The organism is Kitasatospora sp. NPDC058190, assembly GCF_042883685.1.
In the GTDB taxonomy this organism is placed as follows: Bacteria; Actinomycetota; Actinomycetes; order Streptomycetales; family Streptomycetaceae; genus Kitasatospora.
In genome coordinates this window covers 52,760-79,087 of record NZ_JBHVVI010000005.1, presented here as the reverse complement: position 1 = coordinate 79,087, position 26,328 = coordinate 52,760, and the positions used below count along the sequence as shown (strand labels likewise).

The 26,328-nt window shown below is 72.0% G+C and carries 29 protein-coding genes and 1 pseudogene; 16 read left to right on the top strand and 14 right to left on the bottom strand.

The annotated features are described in order from the left end of the window. Nucleotides 1-6: 6 nt before the first annotated feature. Entirely contained in the window at nucleotides 7-1,941 is a 1,935-nt protein-coding gene (locus ACFVWU_RS03645; protein WP_387615040.1) for a tetratricopeptide repeat protein, read from the bottom strand. A gap of 239 nt (nucleotides 1,942-2,180) precedes the next feature. Between ACFVWU_RS03645 and ACFVWU_RS03640 the strand changes: the two genes are divergently transcribed. Further along, nucleotides 2,181-2,900 carry a chitinase gene (locus tag ACFVWU_RS03640; RefSeq protein ID WP_387615038.1) on the top strand — a complete coding sequence of 240 codons (720 nt, stop codon included), beginning with the start codon at nucleotides 2,181-2,183 and terminating at the stop codon, nucleotides 2,898-2,900. A 77-nt stretch (nucleotides 2,901-2,977) separates the two neighbouring features. Here the strand turns inward: ACFVWU_RS03640 and ACFVWU_RS03635 are convergent, their stop codons facing one another. Continuing rightward, nucleotides 2,978-4,192 carry a serine hydrolase domain-containing protein gene (locus ACFVWU_RS03635; RefSeq protein WP_387615035.1) on the bottom strand — a complete coding sequence of 405 codons (1,215 nt, stop codon included), beginning with the start codon at nucleotides 4,190-4,192 and terminating at the stop codon, nucleotides 2,978-2,980. A 192-nt stretch (nucleotides 4,193-4,384) separates the two neighbouring features. Here ACFVWU_RS03635 and ACFVWU_RS03630 point away from each other — a divergent pair, with 192 nt between their 5' ends. Both ACFVWU_RS03630 and gcvH read left to right on the top strand, forming a co-directional pair. Then, a complete protein-coding gene (locus ACFVWU_RS03630; protein ID WP_387615032.1) occupies nucleotides 4,385-5,299 on the top strand; it encodes an aminoglycoside phosphotransferase family protein in 915 nt (304 codons plus the stop codon). A 90-nt stretch (nucleotides 5,300-5,389) separates the two neighbouring features. After that, nucleotides 5,390-5,779: a glycine cleavage system protein GcvH gene (gcvH, locus tag ACFVWU_RS03625; protein WP_387615029.1), complete on the top strand. Its 390-nt coding sequence runs from the start codon at nucleotides 5,390-5,392 to the stop codon at nucleotides 5,777-5,779. 58 nt (nucleotides 5,780-5,837) lie between these two features. On the opposite strand, the gene ACFVWU_RS03620 is transcribed toward gcvH, so the two are convergent. Next, nucleotides 5,838-6,122, bottom strand: a complete 285-nt coding sequence (locus ACFVWU_RS03620) for a hypothetical protein (protein WP_387615026.1) — start codon at nucleotides 6,120-6,122, stop codon at nucleotides 5,838-5,840. Nucleotides 6,123-6,296: 174 nt separating this feature from the next. Between ACFVWU_RS03620 and ACFVWU_RS03615 the strand changes: the two genes are divergently transcribed. Further along, nucleotides 6,297-6,968, top strand: coding sequence for a DsbA family oxidoreductase (locus ACFVWU_RS03615; protein WP_387615023.1), 672 nt, complete (start codon nucleotides 6,297-6,299; stop codon nucleotides 6,966-6,968). Between the two features lie 56 nt (nucleotides 6,969-7,024). Here ACFVWU_RS03615 and ACFVWU_RS03610 read toward each other — a convergent pair whose 3' ends face one another. Then, the gene (locus ACFVWU_RS03610; protein ID WP_387615020.1) at nucleotides 7,025-7,690 is read right to left on the bottom strand and encodes a hypothetical protein; all 666 of its coding nucleotides are present in this window, start codon (nucleotides 7,688-7,690) and stop codon (nucleotides 7,025-7,027) included. A gap of 177 nt (nucleotides 7,691-7,867) precedes the next feature. Here ACFVWU_RS03610 and ACFVWU_RS03605 point away from each other — a divergent pair. Next, nucleotides 7,868-8,245 (top strand): annotated as a pseudogene (locus tag ACFVWU_RS03605) (DUF3592 domain-containing protein); the annotation flags it as partial. A gap of 44 nt (nucleotides 8,246-8,289) precedes the next feature. Further along, nucleotides 8,290-8,568: a hypothetical protein gene (locus tag ACFVWU_RS03600; RefSeq protein WP_387615225.1), complete on the top strand. Its 279-nt coding sequence runs from the start codon at nucleotides 8,290-8,292 to the stop codon at nucleotides 8,566-8,568. 170 nt (nucleotides 8,569-8,738) lie between these two features. On the opposite strand, the gene ACFVWU_RS03595 is transcribed toward ACFVWU_RS03600, so the two are convergent. Then, nucleotides 8,739-9,974: an IS701 family transposase gene (locus ACFVWU_RS03595; RefSeq protein ID WP_387615017.1), complete on the bottom strand. Its 1,236-nt coding sequence runs from the start codon at nucleotides 9,972-9,974 to the stop codon at nucleotides 8,739-8,741. 55 nt (nucleotides 9,975-10,029) lie between these two features. Beyond that, on the bottom strand, nucleotides 10,030-11,256 hold the full coding sequence (locus ACFVWU_RS03590) for an alpha/beta hydrolase family protein (RefSeq protein ID WP_387615014.1): 1,227 nt from the start codon (nucleotides 11,254-11,256) through the stop codon (nucleotides 10,030-10,032). Nucleotides 11,257-11,457: 201 nt separating this feature from the next. Between ACFVWU_RS03590 and ACFVWU_RS03585 the strand changes: the two genes are divergently transcribed. Continuing rightward, nucleotides 11,458-11,841, top strand: a complete 384-nt coding sequence (locus ACFVWU_RS03585) for a hypothetical protein (RefSeq protein WP_387615011.1) — start codon at nucleotides 11,458-11,460, stop codon at nucleotides 11,839-11,841. Here the strand turns inward: ACFVWU_RS03585 and ACFVWU_RS03580 are convergent. The 5 genes from ACFVWU_RS03580 to ACFVWU_RS03560 form a co-directional block, all read right to left on the bottom strand. Then, the gene (locus ACFVWU_RS03580; protein ID WP_387615008.1) at nucleotides 11,838-12,293 is read right to left on the bottom strand and encodes a hypothetical protein; all 456 of its coding nucleotides are present in this window, start codon (nucleotides 12,291-12,293) and stop codon (nucleotides 11,838-11,840) included. The genes ACFVWU_RS03585 and ACFVWU_RS03580 overlap by 4 nt on opposite strands. 9 nt (nucleotides 12,294-12,302) lie before the next feature. Continuing rightward, on the bottom strand, nucleotides 12,303-13,592 hold the full coding sequence (locus tag ACFVWU_RS03575) for an RNA-guided endonuclease InsQ/TnpB family protein (RefSeq protein WP_387615005.1): 1,290 nt from the start codon (nucleotides 13,590-13,592) through the stop codon (nucleotides 12,303-12,305). Nucleotides 13,593-13,872: 280 nt separating this feature from the next. Next, nucleotides 13,873-14,196 (bottom strand): hypothetical protein, encoded by a 324-nt coding sequence (locus ACFVWU_RS03570; protein ID WP_387615003.1) that lies wholly within the window; start codon nucleotides 14,194-14,196, stop codon nucleotides 13,873-13,875. Nucleotides 14,197-14,301: 105 nt separating this feature from the next. Next, nucleotides 14,302-14,550 carry a hypothetical protein gene (locus ACFVWU_RS03565; protein ID WP_387615001.1) on the bottom strand — a complete coding sequence of 83 codons (249 nt, stop codon included), beginning with the start codon at nucleotides 14,548-14,550 and terminating at the stop codon, nucleotides 14,302-14,304. Continuing rightward, on the bottom strand, nucleotides 14,547-14,942 hold the full coding sequence (locus ACFVWU_RS03560; RefSeq protein WP_387614998.1) for an ATP-binding protein: 396 nt from the start codon (nucleotides 14,940-14,942) through the stop codon (nucleotides 14,547-14,549). The genes ACFVWU_RS03565 and ACFVWU_RS03560 overlap by 4 nt, the downstream gene beginning before the upstream one ends. On the opposite strand from ACFVWU_RS03560, the gene ACFVWU_RS03555 reads away from it, so the two are divergent. From ACFVWU_RS03555 to ACFVWU_RS03535, 5 genes are all read left to right on the top strand, one after another. Next, the gene (locus ACFVWU_RS03555) at nucleotides 14,859-15,692 is read left to right on the top strand and encodes a helix-turn-helix domain-containing protein (RefSeq protein WP_387614995.1); all 834 of its coding nucleotides are present in this window, start codon (nucleotides 14,859-14,861) and stop codon (nucleotides 15,690-15,692) included. The two genes, ACFVWU_RS03560 and ACFVWU_RS03555, sit on opposite strands and share 84 nt — an antisense overlap. A 10-nt stretch (nucleotides 15,693-15,702) precedes the next feature. Continuing rightward, nucleotides 15,703-15,903 carry a DUF397 domain-containing protein gene (locus ACFVWU_RS03550; RefSeq protein ID WP_387614992.1) on the top strand — a complete coding sequence of 67 codons (201 nt, stop codon included), beginning with the start codon at nucleotides 15,703-15,705 and terminating at the stop codon, nucleotides 15,901-15,903. Between the two features lie 128 nt (nucleotides 15,904-16,031). Then, entirely contained in the window at nucleotides 16,032-16,172 is a 141-nt protein-coding gene (locus tag ACFVWU_RS03545) for a hypothetical protein (protein ID WP_387614990.1), read from the top strand. Nucleotides 16,173-16,404: 232 nt separating this feature from the next. After that, complete coding sequence (locus ACFVWU_RS03540; protein WP_387614987.1) at nucleotides 16,405-17,613, top strand: esterase/lipase family protein; 1,209 nt, start codon at nucleotides 16,405-16,407, stop codon at nucleotides 17,611-17,613. A gap of 189 nt (nucleotides 17,614-17,802) precedes the next feature. Continuing rightward, nucleotides 17,803-18,285: a hypothetical protein gene (locus ACFVWU_RS03535; RefSeq protein ID WP_387614985.1), complete on the top strand. Its 483-nt coding sequence runs from the start codon at nucleotides 17,803-17,805 to the stop codon at nucleotides 18,283-18,285. Nucleotides 18,286-18,304: 19 nt separating this feature from the next. Here the strand turns inward: ACFVWU_RS03535 and ACFVWU_RS03530 are convergent, their stop codons facing one another. Continuing rightward, nucleotides 18,305-19,777: a BTAD domain-containing putative transcriptional regulator gene (locus ACFVWU_RS03530; protein ID WP_387614982.1), complete on the bottom strand. Its 1,473-nt coding sequence runs from the start codon at nucleotides 19,775-19,777 to the stop codon at nucleotides 18,305-18,307. A 131-nt stretch (nucleotides 19,778-19,908) separates the two neighbouring features. Between ACFVWU_RS03530 and ACFVWU_RS03525 the strand changes: the two genes are divergently transcribed. Both ACFVWU_RS03525 and ACFVWU_RS03520 read left to right on the top strand, forming a co-directional pair. Beyond that, nucleotides 19,909-22,833, top strand: coding sequence for a BTAD domain-containing putative transcriptional regulator (locus ACFVWU_RS03525; RefSeq protein WP_387614980.1), 2,925 nt, complete (start codon nucleotides 19,909-19,911; stop codon nucleotides 22,831-22,833). A 151-nt stretch (nucleotides 22,834-22,984) separates the two neighbouring features. Then, nucleotides 22,985-23,464, top strand: coding sequence for a CAP domain-containing protein (locus ACFVWU_RS03520; RefSeq protein WP_387614977.1), 480 nt, complete (start codon nucleotides 22,985-22,987; stop codon nucleotides 23,462-23,464). 108 nt (nucleotides 23,465-23,572) lie between these two features. Here the strand turns inward: ACFVWU_RS03520 and ACFVWU_RS03515 are convergent, their stop codons facing one another. Beyond that, the gene (locus ACFVWU_RS03515; protein ID WP_387614974.1) at nucleotides 23,573-24,064 is read right to left on the bottom strand and encodes a winged helix-turn-helix transcriptional regulator; all 492 of its coding nucleotides are present in this window, start codon (nucleotides 24,062-24,064) and stop codon (nucleotides 23,573-23,575) included. A 103-nt stretch (nucleotides 24,065-24,167) separates the two neighbouring features. Between ACFVWU_RS03515 and ACFVWU_RS03510 the strand changes: the two genes are divergently transcribed. Next, on the top strand, nucleotides 24,168-24,665 hold the full coding sequence (locus ACFVWU_RS03510) for a hypothetical protein (protein WP_387614971.1): 498 nt from the start codon (nucleotides 24,168-24,170) through the stop codon (nucleotides 24,663-24,665). 194 nt (nucleotides 24,666-24,859) lie between these two features. Next, nucleotides 24,860-25,564, top strand: a complete 705-nt coding sequence (locus ACFVWU_RS03505; RefSeq protein ID WP_387614968.1) for a hypothetical protein — start codon at nucleotides 24,860-24,862, stop codon at nucleotides 25,562-25,564. 66 nt (nucleotides 25,565-25,630) lie between these two features. Here the strand turns inward: ACFVWU_RS03505 and ACFVWU_RS03500 are convergent, their stop codons facing one another. After that, the gene (locus tag ACFVWU_RS03500) at nucleotides 25,631-26,260 is read right to left on the bottom strand and encodes a TetR/AcrR family transcriptional regulator (protein ID WP_387614965.1); all 630 of its coding nucleotides are present in this window, start codon (nucleotides 26,258-26,260) and stop codon (nucleotides 25,631-25,633) included. Nucleotides 26,261-26,328: the final 68 nt, after the last annotated feature.

Sequence of the window (26,328 nt, the reverse complement as noted above, 5' to 3'; positions counted from 1 at the left end):
GACGGTCTAGGACCGCCCGAAGAGACGGCGGATCAGGCCGGGGCGGGGCTCGGGCCGCTGCGGCGCGCTCGGCTCCACCGCCGCCTCCTCCTCGGTGTTCCCGGTGTCCTTGGTGCTCGCCGCGCCGCCGGTGTCCCGGCCGTCCTCCTCCGCCAGCAGGCGCCGGGCGAGGTCGCGGTCGGCCGGGTCCGTCCACGGCGCGGCGAGCACCAGGGCGGCGAACGAGCGCTGGATCGTCACCACCCGGCTGCGGCGCGCCCGGGCGCCGTACTCCAGCCGCCGGTGCAGCAGCCCGGCGATGTCGGCCCGTGTGTCCGGGTGCGTCCAGCCGATCGCGACCAGGGCGAAGCCGGCCGCCTCGACCACCCAGTCCTCGGGCCCGAGCAGCAGGTCGCGCAGCACCCGGCGGCGCTCCGAGCCCTCCCACGGCTGGTCGGTGCGGTGGTGGGCGATGCCGAGGCAGGTGAAGGTCTGGACGGCGCGCACCCACAGTTCGGGCTGGTGGGCGAGCAGGGCGCGGCCGAGGTCGTCCTCGCGGGGCAGCGGCGGGTGGACCAGTGCGCCGAGCAGTTCCTCCAGCGGCAGTCCGGCCAGTCGGACGGCGTGGTCGTAGGCGGCGGGGATGGTCGGCCAGACGATCTCGGCGGTGGCGCGGACGAGTTCGGCGCTCGAAGCGGCGGGCGGGGCGACGGCCGGGCGCGGGTCGGTGCCGTCCCAGGACCAGATCCGGGTGGTGGGCTCGGTCAGCGGCAGCCGGGGGTCGGGATCGCCGACGGACTGGTAGGAGACGGTGGAGCGCGGCAGGGCGAGGTGGACGGCCAGCAGTGAGCTGGGCGGCTCGACGGCGGAGGCGGTGCAGTCGATCTCGGTGTCACGGCCGGTACCGTCGGCGCCGAGCACCTGGTGCAGCACATTGACGGTCGCCTCGGTGGTGCCGGAGACCATGCCGAGCCAGGGCTCACGGTGGCTGAGCCGCTCCAGCAGGTCCTGGGCGTACTCGTGGTCGGGGTGGGCGCGGTGGTGGTCGGCCAGACCGAGCAGGTGCACCGGGTCCCCGTCGAGGGCGTGGCGCAGCCCGTACCGGGCCGGGGCGGCCTTGGGGTGGTCGGGCGCGGTGGCGAGCACCCGGTCCAGCCAGGGCAGGCCGTCGGCCGGGCGGCCGAGGGCGCCGTACAGCTCGGCCACGTCGACGGCGAGGTAGCTGCTGGAGTTGTCCTTCTCCGGTGCCTCCCGGCCCAGTTCGGCCTCCCAGACGGCGAGCGCCGCCTCGGGCCGCCCGTCGGAGCGCAGGGCGTTGCCGAGCATCACGGAGGGCAGGTAGCCGGGGGCCGACCGGTGGGCCCGTTCGGCGAGTTCGACGGCCCGGGCGGTGGCGCCGAGGCGGCGGGTCAGGCCGGAGGCCATCGCCAGCAGCAGCGCGTGCTCGCCGTTGCGGACCAGTACGGCCCGGACGAACTCCTCGAAGGGCCGTACGGCGTCGGCGAGTTCGGCGGGCAGCGGGTCGGGCAGGGCGCCGGCGGCGCGGGCCACCGCCTGGGCGACGGCGTCCGGGTCGACCAGGGCGGGCAGGTCCTCACGGGCGAGCCAGGCGGCGTGCGCCCAGGGGCGGGCCGGCTCGTACTGGATCGCCGAGGCGAGCAGGCCGACGGCGGTGTCCCAGTCCCCGGCGGCGGCTTCCACGTGGGCGCGGCAGGCGACGGTGCCGAGGTAGACCTCGCCGTCCAGCGGGAACAGCTCGCGCGCCGCCGCCGGGCCGCCCGCCGCCGCACACAACTCGGCCAGCGCCTCGTGCAGTTCGGGCAGCTGGGGGTCGGAGAGGATGGCGTCGGCGAGGTGGTCGGCGGCGTGGGTGAGGTCCCCGGAGTCGATCGCCAGCCGGGCGACGGCCACCTCGCCCTCGGCCGCCAGCCGCTCGTCGCCCTCGTCGTCGGTGTGCGCCATCGCCCTGTCCCCCGGTCGCGCCGTGATCACTCGTTCCCCGTGCGCGGACGAGGCTATCCGGTGCACCCGACCGCCGGATGATCACCCTGGGGTGAACGGAGCGCCAACTCCTCGATCGGATACGACCCTTACGAGTGGTTTAGACCTCGGAAACGTTCAGATCCCGGATACCGCCCAGCACGATGGCTCCGGTGCTTCGAGAGCGAAGCACCGTTCACCGACGACCCCTTGAGGACCTGATGAAGCTCTCCCGCGTGCTGTCCGCAGCCGCCTCGGCCGCCGTTCTGGGCACCCTCGTCCTGGCCGCGCCGACGGCCACCCGGGCCGCCGCCGCAGGCTCCTTCGTGGTCAGCGAGGCCCAGTTCAACCAGATGTTCCCGAACCGGAACCCCTTCTACACGTACCAGGGCCTGACCGACGCCCTGAGCGCCTACCCCGGCTTCACCAAGACCGGCGACGACGCCACCCGCAAGCGCGAGGCGGCCGCCTTCCTCGCCAACGTCAGCCACGAGACCGTCGGCCTGACGTACGTCGTCGAGCAGAACAAGGCCAACTACAGCCACTACTGCGACACCACCCAGCCGTACGGCTGCCCCGCCGGAACCTCCGCGTACCACGGCCGCGGGCCGCTGCAGCTCAGCTGGAACTTCAACTACAAGGCCGCGGGCGACGCCCTGCACATCGACCTGCTGCACGACCCGTACAAGGTGGAGCGGGACTCCGCCGTCTCCTGGAAGACCGGTCTCTGGTTCTGGAACAGCCAGAAGGGCGCCGGGACGATGACCGGGCACGACGCCATCGTCGACGACAAGGGCTTCGGCGAGACCATCCGCAGCATCAACGGCGACCTGGAGTGCAACGGCAAGAACCCGGACGAGCGCAACGACCGGATCAACCTGTTCAAGAAGTTCGTCGGCGTCCTCGGCACGAACGTGGGCGGCGGCAACATCTCCTGCTGAGCCCCCGGTGTCCCGGAGCGGGAAGTCGGCCGGGCCGACTTCCCGCTCCGCACGTTTCCGTGCCGGGTGGGCCGGTGTCAGTGCTGCGGGGCGGACGGGTTCAGGACGGCCATGAGGAGGCGGTTGGACAGCGGGGTCGGGGCGGCGAAGTCGGAGCTGAGGTTGGAGATCGAGTAGACGGCGCGCAGGGACAGGTCACGGGTGGCGAACATGCCGTTGGCGTAGCCGTCGTCGTGACCGGTCTTGCCCCAGAGCACCGTGCCGTTCGGCAGCGGGGTGGACATCAGTCCGGCGCCGAAGCAGGCCACCTTGTTGCAGGAGGTGCCGCCGACGAACGGGACGAGCTTGCCCTCGTTGTCCTTGGGCAGGGTGAACAGCTCGTTCTGCTGCGCGGCGGGCAGCAGCCGGCCCTGGAACAGCGCGGTCATGAAGTGGTCGAGGTCGGCCGGGGTGGAGATCATGTTGGACGGGGTGCCGCCCTGCTCGCTGACGTCCACCGCCTGGCCGCTGCTGTCGGCCATGTAGCCGTGGAGGTACGGCCGGGGCATCTCGGGGTCGTCCTCGGGCACCGAGGTCTGGTCGAGGTGCAGCGGCTTCAGGATGCGGTTGGCGACCTCGTCCCTGTAGGAGTGGCCGGTGACCTGCTCGATGAGCTTGCCTCCGATCCGGAAGGCGAGGGAGTTGTACTCCTGCTTGGTGCCGGGGTCGAAGTGCGGGCCGGGCCACGGACGGCCGGTGGGGCGCAGGGTGTCCTGGATGACCTGGTCGAAGGTCCGGTAGGTATAGCGGTTGGCGATCGTGTCGTCGACGCCGGCGTCGGGCTTGCCCTCGTCCACGTCCGGCAGGCCGCTGGTGTAGTTGATCAGCTGGCGGACGGTGATCGGCCGGAAGGTGTCCGGGAGCAGGTCGGGCAGGTAGTGCTGGACGGTCTGGTCGAGGTCGATCCGGCCCTCGGCGGCGAGCTGGAGGGTGACGGTGGACTGGAAGACCTTGGAGATGCTGCCGGCGTGGAAGTGCGCGTTCTCCGGGATCTTCCGGCCGGTCTGGGAGTCAACCGTGGAGCCCTTCCACAGCTGCCCCGCTTCGACGACCCGGGCGATCGCGCCGGCCGCGCCGTCACCGGGCCGGGTCTGGAGGGCAGCCTCCAGCGCGGCGGGGTTCAGCGGCGGGAACGCCGTCGTGGTGCCCGGGCCTCCGGCGGCGAACGCCTGGGCGCCCGAGGCGGCGGTCAGGCCGACCAGGGCGGAGCAGGCCAGTCCGAGGGCGGCGGCGCGGCGGGCGAGGGGCTTCATGGGACACTCCGTTGGGACGAGCCGCTCGTGAACGGCTTCTTGGCGACGTGTTCGATCCTGCTCGGCCGCCGCCCCGACCGGTATCGGGATCAACCCTGAACCGCCCCTGATCAGCCCTGCCGCCACCTGAGGGTGACCACCAATCAGCGGAAGCGGCCCGAACTCGCGGCCGCCCGGCTACCGTTGCTCCGCATGACCCGCACCGAGCCCGAGATCACTGCGGAACTGGTCCGGCAGCTGCTGCGCGACCAGCACCCCGACCTGGCCGACCGCCCCGTGCGGCTCGGCGCGCGCGGCTGGGACAACCAGCTGTGGCGACTGGGCGAGGACCTCGCCGTCCGGCTGCCCTGGGCCACGAAGGACGCGGACGCACTGCTGCGCAAGGAACACGCCTGGCTGCCCAGCCTCGCGCCGCACCTTCCGCTGCCCGTCCCGGTGCCGCAGCGGTTCGGCGAGCCCTCCGAGCGGTTCCCGCGCCCGTGGCTCGTCACCACCTGGGTGCCGGGAGCACCCGCTGACCGTGAGCCCGCCACCCGCGCCGAGGCGGCGGCCGACGCGCTGGCCGCCTTCCTGACCGCCCTCCACCGCCCCGCCCCCGCCGGAGCTCCGGTCGGCCGTGGCCGCGGCGGGCCGCCGGCCGACCACGCCGAGGGGTTCGACCGGCAGCTCACCGAGGCCGTCGACCTGGGGCTGATCCCCGACCCGGACGCCGTCCGCGCCGTCTGGGCCGACGCCGTGGCCGCACCGCCGTGGTCGGGACCGGCGGTGTGGCTGCACGCCGACCTGCATCCGGCCAACGTCCTCACCGCCGACGGCACCATCTGCGGCGTGATCGACTTCGGCGACCTCTGCGCGGGCGATCCGGCCTGCGACCTCGCCGCCGCGTGGGTCCTGCTGCCGGACGGCGCCCGCGACCGTTTCCACGCGGCCCACCGCCCGACCCCGGACACCGCGACCTTGCGCCGCGCCCGGGGCTGGGCGGTACTGCGTGCCCTCAGCGGCCTCCGGATCGGGCAGGCCGGCCTGCGCGGCCTCCCCGGCGGCAAGGCCAGCTGGGGGCCGCCCGCCCGCGCCGCCCTGCGGCGCCTGACTCACTCGGTCGAGTGACTATCGCGGCTGGTGGCGGGGATCTGTAGCAGGCTCCTCCTCGCGACTGACGCACCGTCAGACGTGACGGCGAACCCTACGGAGACTCCCATGGCCTACTACCCGAAGGAATTCCGGTACTCCAAGGACCACGAGTGGGTGCAGCCCACGACGGACGGCAAGGCGCGGGTCGGCATCACCGAATACGCCCAGAAGCAGCTCGGCGACATCGTCTTCGTCGAACTACCCAAGGTGGGGAACAAGTTCGATGTCGGCAAGGCATTCGGTACGGTCGAGTCGGTCAAGTCGGTGAGCGAGCTCTACGCCCCGGTGTCCGGAACGGTCTCGGCGATCAACGAGGACCTGAGCGACGAGCCCGAGCTGATCAACACCGACGCTCACACCGACGGATGGATCATCGAACTCAAGCTGACCACGGCCAGTGAGCTGGAGGCCCTGCTCTCGGCCGCCGAGTACGAGGCCTACATCGCCGAGGAGTAGACGCAACCACCTCCCGGCCCTCCTCGCGCGGCACCCGCCGCGAGGAGGGCCGGGCGCCCTAGGCAGGGCCGTCGATGCGGCGCAGGTCGTAGAGGTACGACTTGCCGGCCTTCCAACTGCGCCAGGGGCCGAGCGGCGGGAACGCCCCCTCCCCGGTCCGCCCGAGCAGCGGCCAGCCATTGCCGATCCCGTCGACGCCGACGGTGCACCAGCCCCGCTCGGGCAGCCAGCGGCACCACACGTCCAGGTCCACCCGCTTGAACGACGGCCTGCCGTTGAACTCGCCGTTCTGGCGGTAGCGGTAGACCAGGCCGTCCAGACGGCGCACGAACTCGAAGGACACGGCGACTCCCCCAACCGGACATCGGAGACGGACCCTTTCGCCGGACCATCCTCCCGGCGGCACCGCTCCTCCCGCACCTGAATATTTCAGGACGAGAAATATTCACGCGGACGACCGTGTTCCGGTTGGTGTTCGCGCGGGAGGTCCGCGCAAGGCTGGAAGGAGTACAGCGCCGTGCGCGTCGAAGTGTGGAGCGACATCAACTGCCCGTGGTGCTACATCGGCAAGGCCCGGTTCGAGAAGGCCTTGGAGCGCTTCCCGCACCGCGACGAGGTGGAGGTCATCCACCGCTCCTTCGAGCTGGACCCGCACGCGCCGCGCGAGGCCCGTCCGGTCATCCCGCTGCTGGCCGCCAAGTACGGGATGAGTCTGGAGCAGGCCGAGGCGGCGGAGGCCCGGATCGCCGAGAACGCGCGCGGCGAGGGGCTGCCGTACCTGGACGACGGGCGCGACGCGGCGAACTCCTTCGACATGCACCGCCTGCTGCACTTCGCCAAGGAGCACGGCCGGCAGGGGCAGCTGCTGGACGCGCTGTACCGGGCCAACTTCGCCGAGGAGCGCTCCGCGTTCGAGGACGGGCGGCTGGTCGAGCTGGCCGTCGAGGCGGGCTTGGACGGCGGGGCGGCGGCCGCCGTGCTGGCCGACCCGGAGGCGTACGCGGAGGCGGTGCGCGAGGACGAGGCGACGGCCAGCGCGATGGGGGCGACGGGCGTACCGTTCTTCGTCCTGGACCGGCGGCTCGGCGTCTCGGGCGCCCAGCCTGCAGAAACGTTTACCCGGGCGCTGGAACAGGCCTGGGAGAGCCGGGTGACGGTGCCGTTGATGCCCCTCAAGCCCGGGAACTGAAGAGGCACGGAGCAGGATGTCGGACCCGCCGACTTCCCGCTCCGGGGCCGGTCGACTCACTGGGCGCGCCAGCGGTGGGCGTAGGTGATGTGCAGGCCTCCCGGGACGCCCTTGGCCGCGCGGCCGGAGCCCCAGCCCTCGTGGGTGAGGGTGACGCAGTAGTGCGCGTCGGGCCGCCAGCCGGGAGCCTCGCGGCTGAGCCCGTGGAGCAGGGAGCCCGTCCAGCGGAAGGCGGTGGGGCTGCCGGTGACCACCAGCGTGTGGGCGGCACCGGTGAAGCGCAGCTGGTCGCGGAAGCCCGCAAAGTTGTGGCGCTCGTAGTCGATCGCCTCCTCGGACGGGAAGTCGGTGGCCGGGAGGTCGACGGTGTGCGGAATCCCGGCGCCCAGGCGGGCGCGGACCTCCTTCCAGCGGGACGGCGGGAAGCCGAGGCTGTGATGGACGAGCAGGAGGTCCAACCGGTCCTCGGCCGGGACGTCGGGCAGGCCGGTCGGGCCGGTGCTGGCACGTAGCGGCAGGTGGATCAGCGACCGCTGGGAGCGGGCGGCCAGGGCCCAGAGCGTCGCGAGGTCCTCGGCGCCCTGCCGGTCGACGTACAGGTCCATGAACCAGCTGCCCGGGCTCGCGTAGAGGAAGGCGCCGGCGCTCTGCCCGGCCGGGGTGATCACCCGGTATTCGTCCCGGCCGAGGCGGGCCCGGTGGATCTTCGTTCTCAGTCTCACCAGTTTGTCGTACCGGAGGTCAGGGTGGGCTGTCCTGCGGATTTCTCATGCCACATCAGGCGATGTCCGCCCTGCCTGCGACCGCCTCCCGGGCCCACACCCGTTCAGCCATGTGATCATCCTGGCTGTCCGGTGCAACCCTGCGCAGCAACCAGGCGGCGTCGAGTGGACAGTGCGATGACCGGCGATCCCCCGCCCTGCGAAGATCGCCACGCGCGAAGAGGGACGACCGACCAGGTGCGGCGAAGCCAGGCGCAGCGGTGGACCATTGCGATCTTCTTGACAACAGTGGGGCCCGGCCTGCTGGTTGGGGCAGCACAGTGGGAGCACCACTTCTACTGGACCCTCGATCGACACGGCGTGCGCACCACGGCGACCATCGTCGTCGCCTCGCACGCCAACCGCCAGTCCAACTACCTGATCCACTTCAGTCCCGCCCCGAACGCGCCGGCGGACACTTGGGCCGACACTCCCGGCGAGGTCGGCGACGTGATCAACGTGGTCTACAACCCGGCCGACCCCTCGGACACGATCGAGTCCGCCGAACTCCACAGGACAGAGTCGGTGATCCCCAGCCTGCTGTGCACTGGCGCGCTGGTTTGCTTCGTATTCATCTGGCGCACGGTCCGCTCCCGAGTCGGCCCGGAAGCCGGGAGCGCACCGATCAGTGCTCAAGCAACACCCCCGAACCCGCCGGCCGGCTCAACCAGGTCGAGCTGTTCTTCTCCACCCTGGCCCGACGTCTACTGTGCCGCGGCCAGTTCGCCTCCCTCGACGAACTGGCCGCGGCCATCGACACCTTCGTGTCGGCCTGCGACGAACACGACGCCAAGCCCTACCGCTGGACCTTCGACGGCGGCCCACTCAAAGCCGCATGAACCCCCGAAGGACCAACGCGGCGCTGCCCTAGTAGTACTTCGTTAGGTCGGGGCGGGCTGTCGGGCGCGGTTTGTGGATCTTCTTGTGGGAAGCGGGCGTTGGCAGGTGTGGCAGACACCGGTCCAGCAGCTCAGCAGGTCCTGGAGCTGGTCGAGGACCTGGTAGAGAGTCAGGCCGGTGCTTGGACTTTTGGGTCGAGTCGGCGGAGGGTGAGGAAGGCGTGGGCGGCGGTGACGAGGGTGACGTGGTGGTGCCAGCCGCGCCAGGTGCGGCCCTCGAAGTGGTCCAGCCCCAGGCCGTGCTTCATCTCGCGGTAGTCGTGCTCGATGCGCCAGCGCATCTTGGCCAGGCGGACGAGGTGGCGGGTCGGACTGTCGGCGGGCAGGCTGGTGAGCCAGTACTCGGTGGGCGCCTTCTCGCCGGTGGGCCACTCACTGAGCAGTGTGGCCTCGGGCAGGACGCCGTCCCAGGTGCCCGCTCCGCCGGCCTGGGCCATGGCGTGGGTGCGGGCCGCGACACCCGCCGGCCGCACCGTGAGCACCCGGAATCGGGAGCGCATCGGGCCTTTCGAGCCGTGGCGCCAGGTGGACTGGCGGAAGGCCTTGCGTCCACTGTCGATGGCCAGGGCCTGCAGCGAGCCGGGCTTGGTCCGGTAGCGCGAGGCGGGCTTGCGGCCGTTCCCGCTCCAGGCCGGGGCGCTGGGCACCGCGTCGTGCGGGTGTGCGGACTCGTCCGAGCGGACGGCCACGACGAAGTCCAGCCCGCGTTCCGCCAGGCCCTGGCGGAACGCGGTGATCTGGCCGTAGCCGGCGTCGGCGACGATCACCTTCGGCTCCAGACCCCAGGTGATCGCCTCGTCGATCAGGTCCAGGGCCAGGCGCCACTTCTCCCGGTGCCCGATCCCCTCGGGCACGCCTGTCCGCGTCCGACGTTCGGTGTCGTCCTGCCACTCCGCGGGCACGAACAGGCGCCAGGAGATAGGCACGGACGCGGTGTCGGAGGCCGCGTGCAGACTCACCCCCACCTGGCAGTTCGACTGCTTGCCCAGCGCCCCGCACCACTGCCGGGCCACCCCGACCGACATTCGCCCGTCCTTGGGGAACGACACGTCGTCGATCACCCACACCACCGGATCGACCACCGGAACCGTCTTGACGGCTACCGCCCGCAACACCTGCGCGTGGTCCCACGGCGACTGGTTCACGAACTGCTGCAGGGCCTGCATGTCCCCGTCCGGCAGCCGCTCGGCCATCGGCTGGATCGACTTCCTGCGACCGTCCAGCATCAACCCGCGCAGGTAGCAGTCACCCCACCCGCGTGTGTCCTTCCGCGACACCGAGACGAACACCTCGGCCACAAACGCGCCCAGCTCGCCGCGGAGTTGCTCGATCTCCCCCAAATCCACGCCAACAGGATGCCCGACCCGAAGACCAAGATCAAGTTAAGTTAACGAAGTACTACTAGGGCTGGAAGAGTACTTCCGGATTGTTCGGCGAGGGGCCGTCCAGCAGCGGACGGTGGATCCTCTTCAGCGTCTGGTCGAAGAACGCTGTCACGTACTCGCGGGTGATCTCCACCCCGCGTTCCGGGGAGAGGGGCGGCGTCGGGAACCCGGCCTGCTCGTGAAGCAGGTCCAGGTCGGAGAAGCTGAAGTGGTCGGCGCCGGCGACCGTCAGCCACTTCTTGTAGCCGCTGAGGGCGGCCCAGGCCTGCCCCCACGTGGTGTCCCCGCCGCCGCCGTCGGCCTCGCCCAGCATGAGGAACGGCCGGTTGATCTGGCCGGGCATCGGGGCCGGGTGGAACTTGCCGTCCATGTTCACTCCGGCCCGTACTCGCGGGTCGGCGATCATCGTGGCGGCGGCCGCCGCTCCGCCGATGGAATGTCCGGCCATGCCGATCTCGTGCTTGTCGATGAGGTGTGCCAGGCGCCACGCGGTATTGCCATGCGTCAACTGGTCGATCAAGAAGGACACGTCCCGCGCGCGGCTGGCGGGGATGGAGTCGATCAGCGTCGGGTCATCGCAGATCGCGCACGGCGGCGTCTGGCCGTTCGCCAGCGTCTCGCCGCTGTCCTCGTAGGTGTCGCCGACGAGCGCGACGACGTAGCCGTGACTGGCCAGGTCGGTCGCGAGCGAGGTGAGCGTGATGCGCGGGTCCTCGTGCGCGGGTGAGAGGACCACCAGCGGATACTTGCCGCGTTGGGGCCGCGCGCCGTCGAAGGCGTGAGTGGCGACGTTGGAAAGGCTCTGCGGGGTGATGCCGGAGCCCGCCGGCACCTTCTGGCGCTGGAGGACTCCGGCTGCCTCGCCGAGGGTCATGTAAGGGGCCGGAGTCCCGGTCCCGGGGACGGCCGGGTAGACCATCGTGACGGCCAGTTGGCGGGGGCCGGATGACGGCACCCACGGGTCGGGACGGCTCGCGTCGGTGAGGTGGATGACGTCCTCGCCGGCGGCGTAGGGGCCGGTCGGCGCGGGGAGCGTGCCTTGGAAGGACCGCGTGGGCGCGGCGGCCTGGGCCGGTGCGGTGTCGAACGCGTGCGTGGCCACCGGTGTGGCCGACGGTGTGGTCGTGGCGGCGAACCCGGCGCCGGTTCCGGTGATGAGGGCGGCGAGCGCCAGCACCGCGACAGCGCTGATACGGCGATTGCGGACGCGGCCGAGTTCGCGGCTCGAGTGTCGATCGGTCATGTCCCCACGATGTCGCACCGGGCGCCGCCGGGTCGGCAGTGTGAACCCACCGGCCGGACGGGGGGTAAACCCTACCCCCGCTGATGGGCTCTCCTCGCTGCCGACGGGTGGTCGGGTTGGGTACCGTCCCCTTGTCGAATCGAGGCGCGGACGGTGACCTGGCCGCCGCCCGCACCGCCCACGAGAGCGGGTCTGAGGCAGGTGACCGAGAACATCGCCGGCCGTGCCACCGGCAAAGCCGGGACGGACGCCCGGCCACCCCGCGAGGTGGTGCCGGGCAATCCGCTGCGCGCGCTGGCCTCCCCCGTGCTGTGGCGGGCGTCGATCCACCTGGTACTTGACGGTCTGGTGGCGCTGGCGGGACTGGCCGCGCTAGTCGTCGCCGCCTGCCTGGCGCCGGCCGGCCTGGTGGGCCTGCCGCTCACGGTGGCGGCAGGGTGGGCGCTGTTCCGGCTGGCCGCCGTCGAGCGCCACCTTCGTCTTGGCCTACGACGAACACGACGTCAAGCCCTACCGCTGGACCTACGACGGCAGCCCACTCAAAACCGCATGAACCCCCGAAGGATCAACTCGGCGCTGCACTAGTCGTAGAAGAACTGGCGGAGGTCCTCGACCGAGCCGGGGCCGGTGACGAAGGCCTCGAACCGGGCGACCGCGCGGGGCGGCGGCGGGCCGTCGGTGGGGAGCCGCCGAAGCCAGGTCTCGCCCTGCTCGCCGACCGCGTAGACGGCGGAGAGCAGTTCGGCCATGCCCGCCGGACGGGGAGGGGTGGCGCCGACGACGGGGGCGAGTTCCCAGCCGCCGGCCCGGGCGGCGAGGCGGAGCACGCCCGCCCAGGTGGCGATGCGGCAGACGCGGGCGCGCAAGGAGGGTTCGACGGACGGGTCCGGATAACCGAATCCGATGGTGGCGGTAGCGATGTCGTCCATCACCTGGCGCTCAAGAGGGGTGCGGGTCCACCGACCCTCCTGGGCGTCCTCGATGGCGGCGTGCCACCACTCCCAGGCGTCGTGAAGGCGGGTCGCGAACTCGTCCATGCGGTCAGGCTATTGACATCTTCCCTCGGCTAAAAGCCGGGGGATTCCAACACCGGTGGGGTGTTGAGGTTCACGGGCACTCGACCGCTGGCGCGGTGTCGCCCCTCCGGTACCGGAAGGTGCCTTCCGGGGCCTTACGGCCTGTCCTACCGCGACGTTGGATGCTGCGTTGGTGTCCGCGTTGCAGGTGAACCCGCAGGATACGCATGCGAAGTCGGCTTGGCTCTTGCGCGACTTCTTCTCGATCCATCCGCAGGCGCTGCACCGCAGGCTGGTGTACGGGGCGGGAACGTCCTGCACACGTCCGGGGGCCTTGTGCTCGGTGCGCTGGCGCAGGAGGCCCCAGCCTTGGGCGAGAATGGCCCGGTTCAGGCCGGACTTCTGGGTGACGTTCTTGCCTGGCTGCTCCACCGTGCCCTTGGCGGAGGCGGTCATGTTCTTGATGTTCAGCTTCTCGAACCGGATCACGTCGTAGGAGCGGGCGAGCATGGTGCTTGTCTTCTCACACCAGTCCTTGCGCCGGTTCGCCTCACGCGCCTTGAGCCGTGCGGCCTTGGCGTACTCGGCCCTCCTGCGATCGCTGACCTTCGGCGCGCGTGCAGCGCGTCGCTGAGCCTTGCGGATCTGCGCGCGTTCCTTGACCGTGAGCTGCGGGCAGTTCAGCCTCCGCCCGTCGGACAAGGCGGCGGTGACGGCCACGCCCCGGTCGATGCCGATGATCTCACCGCTTCCGGGGGCGTTGATCGGTTCGGGTATGACGGCAAACGCGACGTGCCACTGACCGTTTCGCCAGGTGACACGGAACGTCTTCGCCGAAGGAAGCTCTGCGCGGGTGAGACGGAAGCGGACCCACCCGCAGCTGGGAACCCTGACCTGAGCCCACCGGCGGTTGAGCTTGTGCACCACCGCGGAACGGCCCGTGACCTGACGACCCTTGGCGTTCAACTTCGGCGACCCGCCCGTCTCCCACTCGGGTACGCGGTCGGTGCCGATGACCCGGAAGCCCTCATGCCGGCCCTTCTTGCGCCAGGTCGGCTCACCGAACCCGGAGGTGAATCGCGCCTGCTTGGCCTTCGCGAAGTCCCTGAGCGCCTGCTGCTGAACGTCCGCATTGCCTGCGCCGAGCCACTCATTCGCGCGCCGGGCCTCGGTGAGCTGCCGACACTGCTCCGCAAACCCGGGCGCGGCTCTGCGGCCCAGCGTCCAATGAGAGTGCTGCTCGACCGCGAGGTTCCAGACATACCGTGCGTGCGCACAGTGCAAGAGCATCCGCTCTTCCTGCGCGGGCGTCGGATACATCCGAAAACGTGACACTGTGTCATCCTATAGTCACGCAATGGCTCGCGTAATCAAGTTCACGTTTGGCCTCCCCGACAACCTGCGCGCCCGGCTCGCCAATCAGGCGGCCCCCGACCGCCAGCCCCTCAACTCCCGAGTTTCTGAACCTGCTTGAGGTCGCCCTCACCGCCGCCTCTCCCGAGACATCGGATCACCTTGACGGAGATTCGGCTACCCCCGCCCCTCCCCCAGCCTCCGGCTGGGGGCGCCCCCATCGCGGGAAGCCGGACTCCCCCACCGGCTAAAGCCAGTGGCCCCCGGTTCCACCGGTTTGGGCGCGGGGGTTGAGGCGGGTGGTCAGCCAGGGGGAGTTACGGCCGGCGGCTTCGCGGTAGGCGATGCGCTGGACGGCGAAGAGCAGGCGGTAGAGGTTGAGGGCGGTGTCGGAGCCGTCGGCGGCGAAGCCCAGGCGGAAGACGAACGATTCGAGGTCGGGCCAGTCGAAGTCGTCGGGGACGGGCGGGGTGACGGGGGTGGCGGCGAGGGAGTTGAACGCGGCGGCGACGGCGTAGTGGGTCGCGGCGAGGGCGTTGGCCACGGCCGGGTCGGGGTCGGGGTCGGACATGTCAGTGCTCCTCTTCGTCGGGCCTTGCAACATTGATCGCGGTGATGACGCCCAGGGCGACCGTGGTGATCGCGAGGGCGAGGAGGACAGCGAAGGCCGTGGCGATCAGGAACCGCACTGGCGCTCGCGGTCCGCGTCGAGGAGGAGGGTGAGGAGGTTGAGCAAGGTCGAGGCCGGCGCGGTGTTGAAGCGGACGAGGATGCGGCCGTCGAGGGTCTTGTCCGTGGTGGCGGACGGGAAGATCAGGCCGAACTTCTTGCCGCGCTCGTGGAGTTCGGCGAGGAGGGTGCGGATGTGCTCGTCGGTGTAGGCCCGGATCCGGGGGTCGATGGGCTTCATCGGCTGGCGCGTCATGCGGTGGCCTCCAGCTCGAACCAGACGACCTTGCCCCGCTTGCGCAGGTCGGCGCCGAAACGGTGGGTGAGGGACTGGACGAGGTGGAGGCCCCGGCCGGAGAGGGCGAGCGGGTCCGAAGGGGTGCGGGGCTCGGGGAGGAGCGGGCTGTCGTCGCTCACGGAGACGCGGAGGAGCTGCGGAGAGAGGGCGAGGGTGACCAGCGGGGACGGACTCCCCGCGTGCTTCCAGGCGTTGACGAAGAGTTCGTGAAGCGCGAGCTCGGCGTCGGCGACGAGGGCGGGCGGCCACCCGGCGGAGGCGAGGAGTTGCAACGCCTGCGTACGGCAGCGGGGTTGTCTGCGCCAGAAGCTGGCGCGCTTGTGGGGATGAAGGGTCCGGCCGTGAGCCACACCGAGGCCGGTCGGATCACGCTCAACTCCGAGCGCCTTGAGATCTGGCTCGACGCGTACGGCTGCACCGACCCGGTTTTCCGCGCAAAGCTCGCCGAGATGGGGCGGAGCAACGGCAAGGGCTGGTGGACTGATCTCGCGGACCGAGTTCCAACCTTGCTGCTTGATCTCGCGGAGGCGGATCACAGCGCAGCCTCGATGGACAACTTCGAGACGTTCTACGTTCCTGGCCTGCTCCAGGTACCCGCCTACATCGAGGTGATCTACGAAGATGCCAGCCAGCACCGCAAGTTGGACGTCGAGGCCGAGATCGAGTTCCGGAAGCAGCAACAGCGCATTCTCACAGACTTGCCACGCCGCGAGTTCCGATTCGTCATCCATGAGACAGCGTTGCGAATGCGATTCCCTGGCGATGCAGTCATGAGGGAGCAACTCGTGCATCTGCTGGAAATCTCTGAGCTGCCGAACGTCAGTATTCAAGTCTTGCCGTTCACCGCCACGAAGAAGCCGCCTTCCACCGGCCCGTTCGTACTATTCGACCCTGGAGCTCCGGAGCTCTCCACCGTCGTCGTGGATCACCCAAGCCACACCGAGTATCTTGGCGACCAGCATTCGATCGAGACCTACCGAAGGACCTTCAACCAGCTGAGCGAGCTGGCCTTGCCGCCTGTCAATCAGTCCTTGACGACGCTTTCCTCGCGCGACTCGTGGGGACTCATTCGACATCTTCTCTACTTGTTGCAAGCTTGAAAGGCGCCCGATGTCCGAACTCCGTTGGCAAAAGTCATCGTTCAGTGGATCGAACGAGGGCGGCAACTGCGTTGAACTCGCAGCCGGAGCTGAGGACGTCTGTCACCTTCGCGAGTCTGACGACCCCAGCACCGTCGTCACCACGACCACCGCCGAGCTCCGCGCCTTCATCCTCGGCGCCAAGGCCGGCGAGTTCGACCACCTCAGCTGAACCCCGCCCCCTCCCCCGCCCGAATCGTTGGACTCCAACGATTCGGGCGGAACCGAATCGTTGACAGGTCGCCGCCAACACCGCTTGACTCAGGGTCCCGACCACGCGTCTTCCAGGGGGACCCCACCATGCGCACCATGCTGATCGCCGCCGCCACCGGCCTGGCCGTTGCCGCCGTCGCCCTGTTCGCCACCACCTCCAGCGACGCCACCCCGGCACCCACCCAGCACGTCCAGACCGCCATGGGCAACGGCGGCTCGTGCTGCTGACGCACCGCCGCACCACCTCGCTCTTCCCCCGCCCGCTCGCCGCATCGGCGAGCGGGCGGGTCGGTTTCTCCACTCCCCCCGGCTGCCAAACGTTCGCCGTGACCCTCCCGCCCGAACGAATGAACCGGACCATGTCCTCCACTCCGCACGCTTACTGACGCTTGATCATGGGGCGATTCGTGCAGAACCGTTCGTGCATGACAGTCGTGCACAGCCAACCCCGGAGGACACGTTGACCACACCGCAGGGTGAGCTCGCCGAGCAGGCAGTCGGCGCCTTCACCATCGCCGCCCCTCTCACCACCCAGCCGGCCCGGCCGCCCGCGTTCCGCGAGCCGGACGAGAAGTGGGAGCTCCCGAACGGCTTCGCCTGGGTCTTCTACGGCGACGGCAACCAGGGCATCACCCGGCCCGTGATCATGGCCGACGGCTTCAACCTCGGCAAGAGCGACCTGCGCTGGCTCGCCGAGGGCCTGGACGCCGACTACCCCCTCATGACGCAGCTGCGCCAGCGCGGCCGGGACGTCATCCTGCTCGGCTTCGAGGAGCGCAGCGCCTCCATCCTCGACAACGCCGAGGCCGCGATCGTCGCCATCCGGCGCACCCTCGCCGAGCAGCTGGGCGACGCCCCGCTGACCGTCGGTGGTTTCAGCATGGGCGGCCTGGTCACCCGCTACGCGCTGGCCAGGCTGGAGATGCAGCGCAAGGACCACCGCACCCGGCTCTACTTCTCCTGGGACAGCCCGCACCGGGGCGCCACCATCCCGGTCGGCCTCCAGGCGTTCTCGCACTTCATCCCGTTCGCCAACGACTTCGCGCGGCAGATGGACAGCCCGGCCGCCCGGCAGCTCCTGTGGCGCCACTACGACCCGAAGACGAAGAAGATCGGCGTCGCCCCGGAGCGCACCGAGTTCCTCAGGAAGTTGGACGAGGTCGGCGGCTGGCCCCGCATCCCCCGCCTGATCGCCCTCGCCAACGGCCGCGGCGACGGCATCGGCCTGCCGGACGTGAAGCCCGGCGACGTCGCCTACGAGCTCAAGAAGCTCTACCGCGGCAGCAAGTTCTACGTCCAGGCGCAGGGCGCCGGCGCCAAGTCCGCCGAGCTCTTCCGCCTGGTCCCGCCGGGCAAGCAGGAGGTCACCACCGACGGCTTCCCCGAGCTGGACGGCGCCCCCGGCGGCACCCTCCACACGTACCGCATCCTCGCCGACACCCTGAAGGACACCGCGGGCCTGAAGCACGAGGACATCTGCTTCGTCCCGTCCGTCAGCGCCGTCGCGATCCGTGACATCGAGAAGCAGGACGACCTGTACGCGAAGGTCGACGACCTCTCGCCGGACGAGAGCGACGTCGACGACTTCATCTGCTCCTCCACCACCACCGCCCACACCGCCATCACCGAGGAGCTCGGCTCCTGGCTCCTGGAGCGCCTCCCCGACTGATCCCCACCCGCACCACCGCCTGAAGCCCGCCCGCTCGCCACTCCGGCGAGCGGGCGGGGGTCGTTCCGCCCCCACCGCGATGCCCCTCGACGGGACGTTAATCGTTTGTCTACCGCCTTCGACCATGCTCATCTCCACAGGGCGCCCGACGATCTCGGGTGCGGAGCACGAGAGAGGTAACACGGGGACATGAAGGCGACGAAGACGCTGCGGCGCATGGCCGTCGGGACGGCAGCCGGTGTGCTGGCGCTGGTCGGGACGATGGTGTCGGCGGGGGCCGCCCAGGCCGACACCATCTACAACTCGGAGTTGGACGAGCCCGGGATCCTCTCCCAGGGCGATCGCATCGTCGCAGGGGACACCCAGCTGATCATGCAGGGCGACGGCAACCTCGTCCTCTACCGGGTTCCCCCGCTCGGGCCGGCCAATGTGGTGTGGGTTGCCCCGGGAACCCTGGGTTGCGGCGACAGGGCGATCATGCAGGGCGACGGCAACTTCGTCGTCTACGGCGCCTACAACCGCGTCTGCTGGGCCAGCAACACGTTCAAGACCAGCTCCTTCCAGCGCGCCGGTGTGGTGGTCGCCGACAAGGGCGGCCTCAAGGTCGTCTTCACCAACCCCCGCGAGTGGAGCGTCATCACGGACACGCTCCGCAGCTCCGACCCGTACTAAACGACCTCGCGCCCGGCCCTCACCCCCGTTCGGCGAGCCACCTGACCAGGTCCGCCACCGACCACCAGGGCCGGGCCGCGAGCCGCGTCGCCGCCGTCCGCAGCAGGACGGGCAGGTGGCCGCAGAGCCCGGCCAACTCCACCGCCGCGTCGGGCTCCCGGCTGATCCGCTCGACGCCCACGATCCGCGCCAGCAGCTCGTGGGCGTCGTGCGGCTCCAGCGGTCCGACCGTCAGCCGGACCGCCTCGCCGGGCAGCATCCCGGGGTCCGCCCCCGTCACCACCGCCGCGCAACCCGGTGTCGCGGGCAGCAGCGGCGTGGGGTCGGCCGCGCCGTCGAGCACCACCAGCACCCGCCGCCCGGCCAGCGCCGCCCGGTAGCGCCCGGTCAGCTCCCCGACCGGGGCGGAGCCCGCCGGCCGCTCCCCCAGGGCCCGCAGGAAGCCCGCCAGGACCGCGTCCGGCTCGCCGCCGCTCGCGTACAACTGCCCGTCCGGGAAGGCGTCCTGGACGGCATGGGCGATGTGCACCGCCAGCGCGGACGTCCCGCTGCCCGCCGGACCGGACAGCCCGACCACCGGCGAGACCACCACCGAAGCCACCGGCGAAGCCACCGGCGAACCCGCCGGCGCCCCCTCGGCCGCCCGCAGGGCCCGCTCCGCCTGCCACGCCAGCCCGGCCCGCCCCACCAGGTCGGGGATGTCGGACGGAAGCTGGCACGGCCGGGGCAGCCGCCGCAACGACACCGTCGGCTGTCCGCGCCGGATGCGGTCGACCAACTCGACGACCGCGGAAGCCGGTTCGAGCCCCAGCTCGCGGTCCAGCCGCTCCCGCAGCGCCTCGTACGCCGCCAGCGCCTCCGCCGTACGGCCGCAGCGGTGCAGCGCCAGCAGCCGCAGCCGGTGCACCTCCTCGTCCTGCGGATGCTCCGCCGCCAGTCCGGCCAGCGGCTCCACCGCCTCGGCGTGCCGTCCGAGCGCGAGGTCCAGGTCGAGCAGCGCCTTCACCGCCGCGAAGCGCCCGGCCGCGAGCCGCTCCCGGGCCCGCTCGGCGAACGACCCCGGCACGCCGTCCAGCGCGCGGCCGCCCTCCCAGGCCCCGAGCGCCGCACCGAGCAACTCCCGGGCCCGCGACGGGTCCTGGTGACGCAGCGCGACGGCCTCGGCCACCGCCGCCTCGTAGCGGAACAGGTCCACCGCGGCGGGATCCACCGCCAGCCGGTAGCCGCCCGCCGCCGCCACCAGCAGCTCGGACGCGCCGAGCGCCCGCCGCAGCCGGTGCACATGGGTGCCGATCTGCCCGACCGGATCCTTCGGCCAGCGGGTGTCGTCCTCGCCCCACAAGCCCTCGACCAGCCGGTCCGTGGGCACCAACTGCCCCGGGGCGAGCAGCAACGCGGCCAGCACGGCCCGCTGCTGCGGACGGCCGAGCTCGATCTCACGGCCGTCGCACCTGGCGCTCAGCGGCCCCAGCACGCGGAATTCGAGCCGCACAGCCCACCCCTCGAAGCTCGGAATCCGGTGCACAATCTGTGACAGAAGCATAGGCCGCCGGGGTATGGGGGCGCCGCTGTCCGGACGGAAGTGGCGGGATACCGGTGCAGGACGACTTTCGGGGACGGGACATGGGTGACATGGGGGGAGCCGGGCTGCGGTTCGGACTGCTGGGCCCGCTGCGGGCCTGGTACGGGGAGCAGGAGCTGGAGTTGGGCCGGCCCCAGCAGCGGGCCGTGCTCGCCGTGCTGCTGGACGCCGCCGGGCGGGCGGTGGCGGTGCCGGTACTGGTCGAGGGGGTGTGGGGCGGGGCCGCGCCGGCCGATCCGCGCAAGGCCGTCCAACTGGCCGTTTCCCGGCTGCGCACCGCGTTCCGGACGTACGCCGGGGACGACCCGGAGCGGATGCCGCTGGTGCGGGTCGGCGACGGCTACGCGCTGCGGGCGCCCGAGGCCGAGGTGGACGCGGCCGCGTGGCAGGCACTGCTGGCCGAGGCCGCGGAACTGCGCCGGGCCGACGCGCCGCCCCGCCAGGTCCGGGAGGTGCTGCGCGACGCCCAGCGGCTCTGGGCCGGCGAACCGCTCGCCGGGCTGCCCGGGCCGCACGCCGAGGCCGTCCGGGCCCGGCTCGCCGAGCAGCGGATCTCGGCCAAGGAAACGCAGCTGGAGCTGGACGTCGAACTCGGCGACCGCACCGACCTGACCGCGGAGGCCGCCGCGCTCGCCCTGGAGCACCCCGGGCGGCCCCGGCTCACCACCGTCCTGATGCGCGCCCTCTACCAGGCGGGCCGCAAGGCCGAGGCGCTCGCCGTCTACGAGGACGCCCGCCCGACGCTGGCGTCCGACGAGCAGGCGGCCCCGGCCGAGCTCCAGCTGCGCATCCTGCGCGAGGACGCCTCACTGCTCCCGTTCGGGCCCGCCGTCCCCGAGCCCGCCACCGACACCTGGCAGGCCCCCGACCAGCTGCCGACCGCACTGCCCGACTTCACCGGGCGCGTCGAGGAGGTGGAGACCCTCGCGGACCGGCTCTCCGGAGCCGGCGGGCGCGCCGTCGTGGTCTCCGCCCTGGACGGTATGGGCGGTGTCGGCAAGACCTCCCTCGCCGTGCACGTCGCCCGGCAGGCCCGCGAACGCTTCCCCGACGGGCAGCTCTTCGCCGACCTGCGCGGCGCCGACCACGCCCCGCCCGACCCGGGCACCGTCCTGGCCGGCTTCCTGCGCGCGCTCGGCGTCGACCCCGCCGAGATCCCGCCGGACACCGGCGAACGCAGCGCGCTCTTCCGCTCGGCCCTCGCCGGACGCCGGGTCCTGCTCGTGCTCGACAACGCCGCCGACTCCGGCCACGTCGAACCGCTGCTGCCCGGCTCGGCCGGCTGCGCCGTCCTCATCACCAGCCGCCACCGGCTGACCGGCCTCGCCGGGGCCCACCAGCTGCGCCTGGACACCCTGCCCCCCGCCCAGGCCCTGGAACTGCTCACCCGGATCGTCGGCGCCGAACGCGTCGCCGCCGAACCCGCGGCCGCCGAGGAGGTCGTCCGGGCCTGCGGGCTACTGCCGCTCGCCGTCCGCATCGCCGCCTCCCGGCTCGCCGCCGACCCCTCGCTCACCCTCGCGGCGCTCGCCGAGGGGCTGCGCCACGAGCACCGGCTGGCCGAACTCAGCGACGGCGAACGGACCGTGGAAGCCACCTTCGCGCTCTCCTACCACCGGCTGGACCCGGAACTCGCGCGGGCCTTCCGCCTGCTGTCGCTGCCCGACGCCCCCGACGTCCCGCTGTCCTGTGCCGCCGCCCTGCTCGACCGCACCGAGGACCAGACCGACCTGCTGCTCGAAGAACTCGTCGACCTCAACCTGCTGCACTCCCCCCGCTTCGGCCGCTACGGCTTCCACGACCTCGTCCGCGCCTACGCCCGCGGCCGGCTCGCCGACGAGGAGAGAGCCGCCGACCGTACCGCCGCCACCGACCGGCTGCTCGACTTCTGCCTCGCCACCGCCCGCAGCGCCGACCAGGCCGCCCGCAAGGCCGAACCGGCCGAACTCAGCCTGCTCGGCGCGCCCGTGGCCTCCCCGGGCCGCGCCATCGCCGACGGCGCGGAGGCCGTGCGGTGGATGCGCGACCAGGCCGAGGTGAACGCCGCCGCCATCGCGCTCAGCTGCGCCGACCCGGCCCTGCCGCTCGACCGCGCCGCCGAACTCGCCGACCGGATGGGCGCCGTGATCCCGGAGCGCACCCAGACCGGCGTCATCGTCGACCTCGCCGGGCGACTCGCCCGGGAGGCCGAGGCCCGCGGCGAGCACGGGCCGCACGCCCTCGCCCGCTACCTGCGCGGCAGCATGCTCTGGCACATCAACCGCTACACCGAGTCCCAGGAGGAGATCCGCCGGGCCGTCGAGCTCTGTACCGACGAGCGGACCGAGCGCGTGCTCGCCAAGGCCCTGATCACCCTCGGCAGCAACGCCCGCGTCCACGGCCGCTACGCCGAGGCCGCCGAGCACGCCGGCCGCGCCGCCGACCTCTTCCACCGCCTCGGAGCCCAGCGCGCCGAGGGCAGCGCGCTCGGCGAGTTCGCCTTCAGCGCCGCCCAGACCGGGCGCCGGGCCGAAGCCCGGGACGCCGCCGAACGCTGCGCCCACCTGATGAGCGCCTCGGGGCCGGTCTCCGCGGCGATCGGCCGCTACTACCTCGCCCGGGTGCTACGGCTGTGCGGCGACCCGGAGGCGGCGCTCACCCACGCCGTCGGCGCCCGCGAGGAGTTCACCACCCTCCAGGTCACCGTGTTCGCCGCCGCGGCCGGCGACCTCGCCGCCCGCATCCACGCCGAGGCCGGCCGCTGGCTGCTCGCCGTCGACGCCGCCGAAGCCGTCCTCCCGCTCGCCCGCCGCACCAGCGCCGCCCTGGAGGCCGCCCTGCTGCGCACCCTCGGCACCGCGCTCACCGGCCTCGGCCGCCCGCGCCAGGCCCGGGCCCTCCTGACGGAGGCGCTGGAGGTGTACCGGCGGCTCGGGCTCGACGAGGACGCGGCGCAGGTCGAGGAGCAGCTCGCGCGTTTCGGCTGACCGTCCGCTGAGCGCGCTGACCAGCCACACGCGTTGACCGGCGTACGCGTTGACCGGCCGTCTACCGCGCTCCGGCATCGTATGACCTGTCCGGCCCCGGACCGCGGCACCCGCGGTCCGGGGCGACACCACAGACGAGAGGCCCGACACCATGCCCAGGCTCGTGCGGAACGGCCGGGTGCTGACGCTCGGCGCGGCGTTCGAGGAAGCGGCGTTCGAGGCGGCGGAAGGCGGGGCGCCCACCGGCGTCGACGTCCGCACCGAGATGACGACCTCCCTCAACTTCCGGCGCGTCCACGCCGGCGCCCGACTCCTGTGCCTGCACGACCGGTTGAACGCCGCGGCCCAGCGCCACGCCGACGACCTGGCCGCGCACGGCCTCATCCAGCACGACGGCACCGACGGCAGCACACCGTGGCGCCGGGTCCGGGCGGCCGGCTTCGCCTTCCGCTTCGCCGCCGAGATCGTCGCCCCGGCCGACAGCGTGCCGCAGGCCGTGCAGCTGTGGATGAACAGCCCCCGGCACCGCGACACCGTGCTCGACCCGCGCTTCAACCATCTCGGCGTCGGCCACGCACCCGGCCGACCCGGCACCCGGGGCCGCTACGTCCTGACCCTCGCCCAGGTCTGACGCCACGACGGGCGCCGCACCGCCACGGGGCCGGGCCCGCGCTTCCACCCCCCCGCGCGGGCCCGGCCTGTTCGTCCCCACCTGCGGCGAGCCGGCGCTCAAGGCCGTTCAGAGGAAGCGCGCCCCCGGCCCCGGCGCCCGGTAGACCTCGTTCGACGGCAGGTGGGTGTGCCCGGCCGCGCACTCCAGGACGAGGGTGACCGGCTCGTCGCAGCGGTGCTCCTCGTCCGGGCCGCCGTGCCGGACCACGACCGGCGGCCCGGCCTCGTCCGCGAGGTACGTGTCGCCCCACTCCAGCAGGGCCATCAGGGTCGGCCGAAGGGCCAACCCCTGCTCGGTGAGGCGGTACTCGTAGCGCTGGCGGTCGCCGGGCTCCTGGTACGGGACGCGGTGCATGACGCCGGTCGCGACCAGGCCGTCGAGCCGGGTGGACAGCAGGTTGCTGGCGATCCCCAGCCGCGCCCGGAACTCGCCGAAGCGGGTGGCGCCGTCGACGGCCTCGCGGACGATCAGCAGCGACCAGCGCTCGCCGACCACCGACAGGGCACGCGCCATCGAACAGTTCGACGGGTCGATCCTCCGGTTTCCCTGCTCTGCCATGGCTCCGATGATACCGGCACCTGGGTTGACAATCTCAACCCAGCAGCGGCAGGCTCACTCCCGACCTGAGTTGAGAAAGTAAATCCAGTCAGGAGAACCGATCGTGCCCATGCTCGACGTGTACATCCCCGACGGCGCGCTCCAGCCCGACGCCGAGGCGGAACTGCTCGACCGGATCACCGGGATCCTGATCCGCCACGAGGGCTTCGACCCCACCGACCCGGCCGTCCGCTCCGTGTCCTGGGTGTTCCTGCACCGGCCCGCCGCCGTCTACGTCGGCGGCAGGCCCGCCGACGCGCCGCGCTACCGGGTCGTCCCGTCCGTCCCCGAGGGCCAGTTCGCCGAGAAGGTCCGGGCGGCCGTCGTCGCCGACGTCACCGAGGCGATCCTGGACGCCGAGGGCGGCGCCTGGCCGCGCGACCCCGGCCGGGTGTGGGTGTTCCCCACCGAGATCCCCGAGGGCCACTGGGGCAGCTTCGGGAAGATCAGGCCGCTCGCGGCGATCCTCGCCCGGATCACCGGGAACGACCCCGACCGGGCCCGCGCGCTCGCGACGCGGCGCATCGCCGCCAGTCGGGCCGAGCACGCCGCCCTGCCGTAACCGGCCGACGGGGGGCCGAGCCGTTCGAGAACGACTGATCACGACTCGGCATCCCTTGTCACGGACCCGCGCAGGACTCGTCACGACGGCGTCAAGACACCACCGAACACATCACATCCCGCTTCCCCACTGCGCTATGAACGTCCCTCAGGAGGACCGCTGCCACAGTGGTCCGCGAAGACGGGGGACGTCACATGAAGACCATCCGCAGCAATCGCCACACCCTGGCCCTGGTCGGCCTGGCCGCGGCCGGCGCGCTCACCCTGACCGCCTGCAACGACGACGCCGCGTCGTCCGACACCGCGACCACCCCGCCCGCCACCCAGGCGCCCGCCACGCCGTCGGCCGCGCCCACCACCGCGGCGCCCTCCATCACGGCGGCGGCGCCGACCGGCGCCCCGACCGCCGCGGCGCCCGGCACAGCGGCGGCGCCGGCCCCGGCCGGTGCGACCGCGGCGCCCGGGACCACGGTGAAGATCGGCGACGCCGCCACCATCCCGTTCAGCTCGGGCAGCACCAAGGGCACCGTCTCGCTCACGGTCACCTCGATCGACAAGGGCGACCCGGCCGACCTCACCCCGCTCAAGCTGGGCGACAAGGCCGCGGGCATGGTGCCGTACTACGTCCGCTTCAAGGTCACCAACGTCGGCAGCACCGACCTGTCCTTCTCCAGCCTGACCCAGATGAAGGGCACGCTGCCGGACGGCTCGGAGGCCAGCGAGGTGATGCTGATCGGCACCTTCGACAAGTGCCCGCACCCGTCGTTCCCCAAGGGCTTCACCAACGGCCAGTCCATCACCTCCTGCGTGCTGGCACTGGCGCCGCAGGCGACCAAGGTGGCGGGCGCCGAGTACTGGGGCGAGCCGTACACCCTGGGCAAGGGCGTCAACTGGAAGTGACCCGCCCGAAGTGATCCGCCGGTGATCCGTGCGGGTCGGGGGCGGCGCCCCCCGACCCGCACGCGGCTAGGCGCCGTAGATCTTCAGGAAGGCGTCCACGCCCGCGCCGGCGATCCGCTCGACCTCCTCCTCGGCCACCGGCAGGGCGCCCCAGAAGGAGCGCTCCGCGACGCCGTGGAAGGTCAGCAGCGTGAACTGCTCGGCGGCCAGCTCCGGTTCGCCGACCGCCAGCAGCCCGCGCTCCGCGAGCGCGGCGAAGCGTTGCGCCAGGTCACGCTGGGAGGCCACCGGGCCGGCCTCCAGCCAGGCCTCCAGGACGTCCGCCGGGATGTTGGCGACCTCGGCGCGGATCGCCCGGCCGAGCGCCCCGTGCTCCCCCGCGGAGAGGACGGCGAGTGCCCGCTCGACCGCGAAGTCGGCCAGGTCCTGGCGCAGGTCCACCACCCGGTCCAGGTACTTCGCCATCAACTCCCGGATCTTCTCGGTGAGTTCCGCCGAATTCTGCAGCGCCACCGACAGGAAGAGGGTCTCCTTGTCGGCGAAGTGGTTGTAGACCGTGCGCTTGGACACCCCGGCCTCGGCCGCGATCGCGTCCATGCTGGCCCGGACGTACCCTTCGCGCCCGAACACCGTCGTCGCAGCCCGGGTGATCGCCTTCCGCTTCTCCGGCCGCCCCGCTCCGCCCGTGGTCGCCACGACCCGCTCCTTCTCCGCCGGCGCACCCGCCGACCAACTCGAAAACTGCTCGGTGTAGTGTATGCAGG

Excerpts from the sequence above, each read along its gene's own strand:
- ACFVWU_RS03525 (WP_387614980.1), top strand. The coding sequence starts at position 19,909 with ATGGGTGACATGGGGGGAGCCGGGCTGCGGTTCGGACTGCTGGGCCCG.
- ACFVWU_RS03635 (WP_387615035.1), bottom strand. The coding sequence starts at position 4,192 with ATGAAGCCCCTCGCCCGCCGCGCCGCCGCCCTCGGACTGGCCTGCTCC.
- ACFVWU_RS03505 (WP_387614968.1), top strand. The coding sequence starts at position 24,860 with ATGAAGACCATCCGCAGCAATCGCCACACCCTGGCCCTGGTCGGCCTG.
- ACFVWU_RS03630 (WP_387615032.1), top strand. The coding sequence starts at position 4,385 with ATGACCCGCACCGAGCCCGAGATCACTGCGGAACTGGTCCGGCAGCTG.
- ACFVWU_RS03565 (WP_387615001.1), bottom strand. The coding sequence starts at position 14,550 with ATGACGCGCCAGCCGATGAAGCCCATCGACCCCCGGATCCGGGCCTAC.
- ACFVWU_RS03575 (WP_387615005.1), bottom strand. The coding sequence starts at position 13,592 with ATGTATCCGACGCCCGCGCAGGAAGAGCGGATGCTCTTGCACTGTGCG.
- ACFVWU_RS03535 (WP_387614985.1), top strand. The coding sequence starts at position 17,803 with ATGAAGGCGACGAAGACGCTGCGGCGCATGGCCGTCGGGACGGCAGCC.
- ACFVWU_RS03515 (WP_387614974.1), bottom strand. The coding sequence starts at position 24,064 with ATGGCAGAGCAGGGAAACCGGAGGATCGACCCGTCGAACTGTTCGATG.
- gcvH (WP_387615029.1), top strand. The coding sequence starts at position 5,390 with ATGGCCTACTACCCGAAGGAATTCCGGTACTCCAAGGACCACGAGTGG.
- ACFVWU_RS03580 (WP_387615008.1), bottom strand. The coding sequence starts at position 12,293 with ATGGACGAGTTCGCGACCCGCCTTCACGACGCCTGGGAGTGGTGGCAC.
- ACFVWU_RS03590 (WP_387615014.1), bottom strand. The coding sequence starts at position 11,256 with ATGACCGATCGACACTCGAGCCGCGAACTCGGCCGCGTCCGCAATCGC.
- ACFVWU_RS03640 (WP_387615038.1), top strand. The coding sequence starts at position 2,181 with ATGAAGCTCTCCCGCGTGCTGTCCGCAGCCGCCTCGGCCGCCGTTCTG.
- ACFVWU_RS03550 (WP_387614992.1), top strand. The coding sequence starts at position 15,703 with ATGTCCGAACTCCGTTGGCAAAAGTCATCGTTCAGTGGATCGAACGAG.
- ACFVWU_RS03570 (WP_387615003.1), bottom strand. The coding sequence starts at position 14,196 with ATGTCCGACCCCGACCCCGACCCGGCCGTGGCCAACGCCCTCGCCGCG.
- ACFVWU_RS03545 (WP_387614990.1), top strand. The coding sequence starts at position 16,032 with ATGCGCACCATGCTGATCGCCGCCGCCACCGGCCTGGCCGTTGCCGCC.
- ACFVWU_RS03520 (WP_387614977.1), top strand. The coding sequence starts at position 22,985 with ATGCCCAGGCTCGTGCGGAACGGCCGGGTGCTGACGCTCGGCGCGGCG.
- ACFVWU_RS03645 (WP_387615040.1), bottom strand. The coding sequence starts at position 1,941 with ATGGCGCACACCGACGACGAGGGCGACGAGCGGCTGGCGGCCGAGGGC.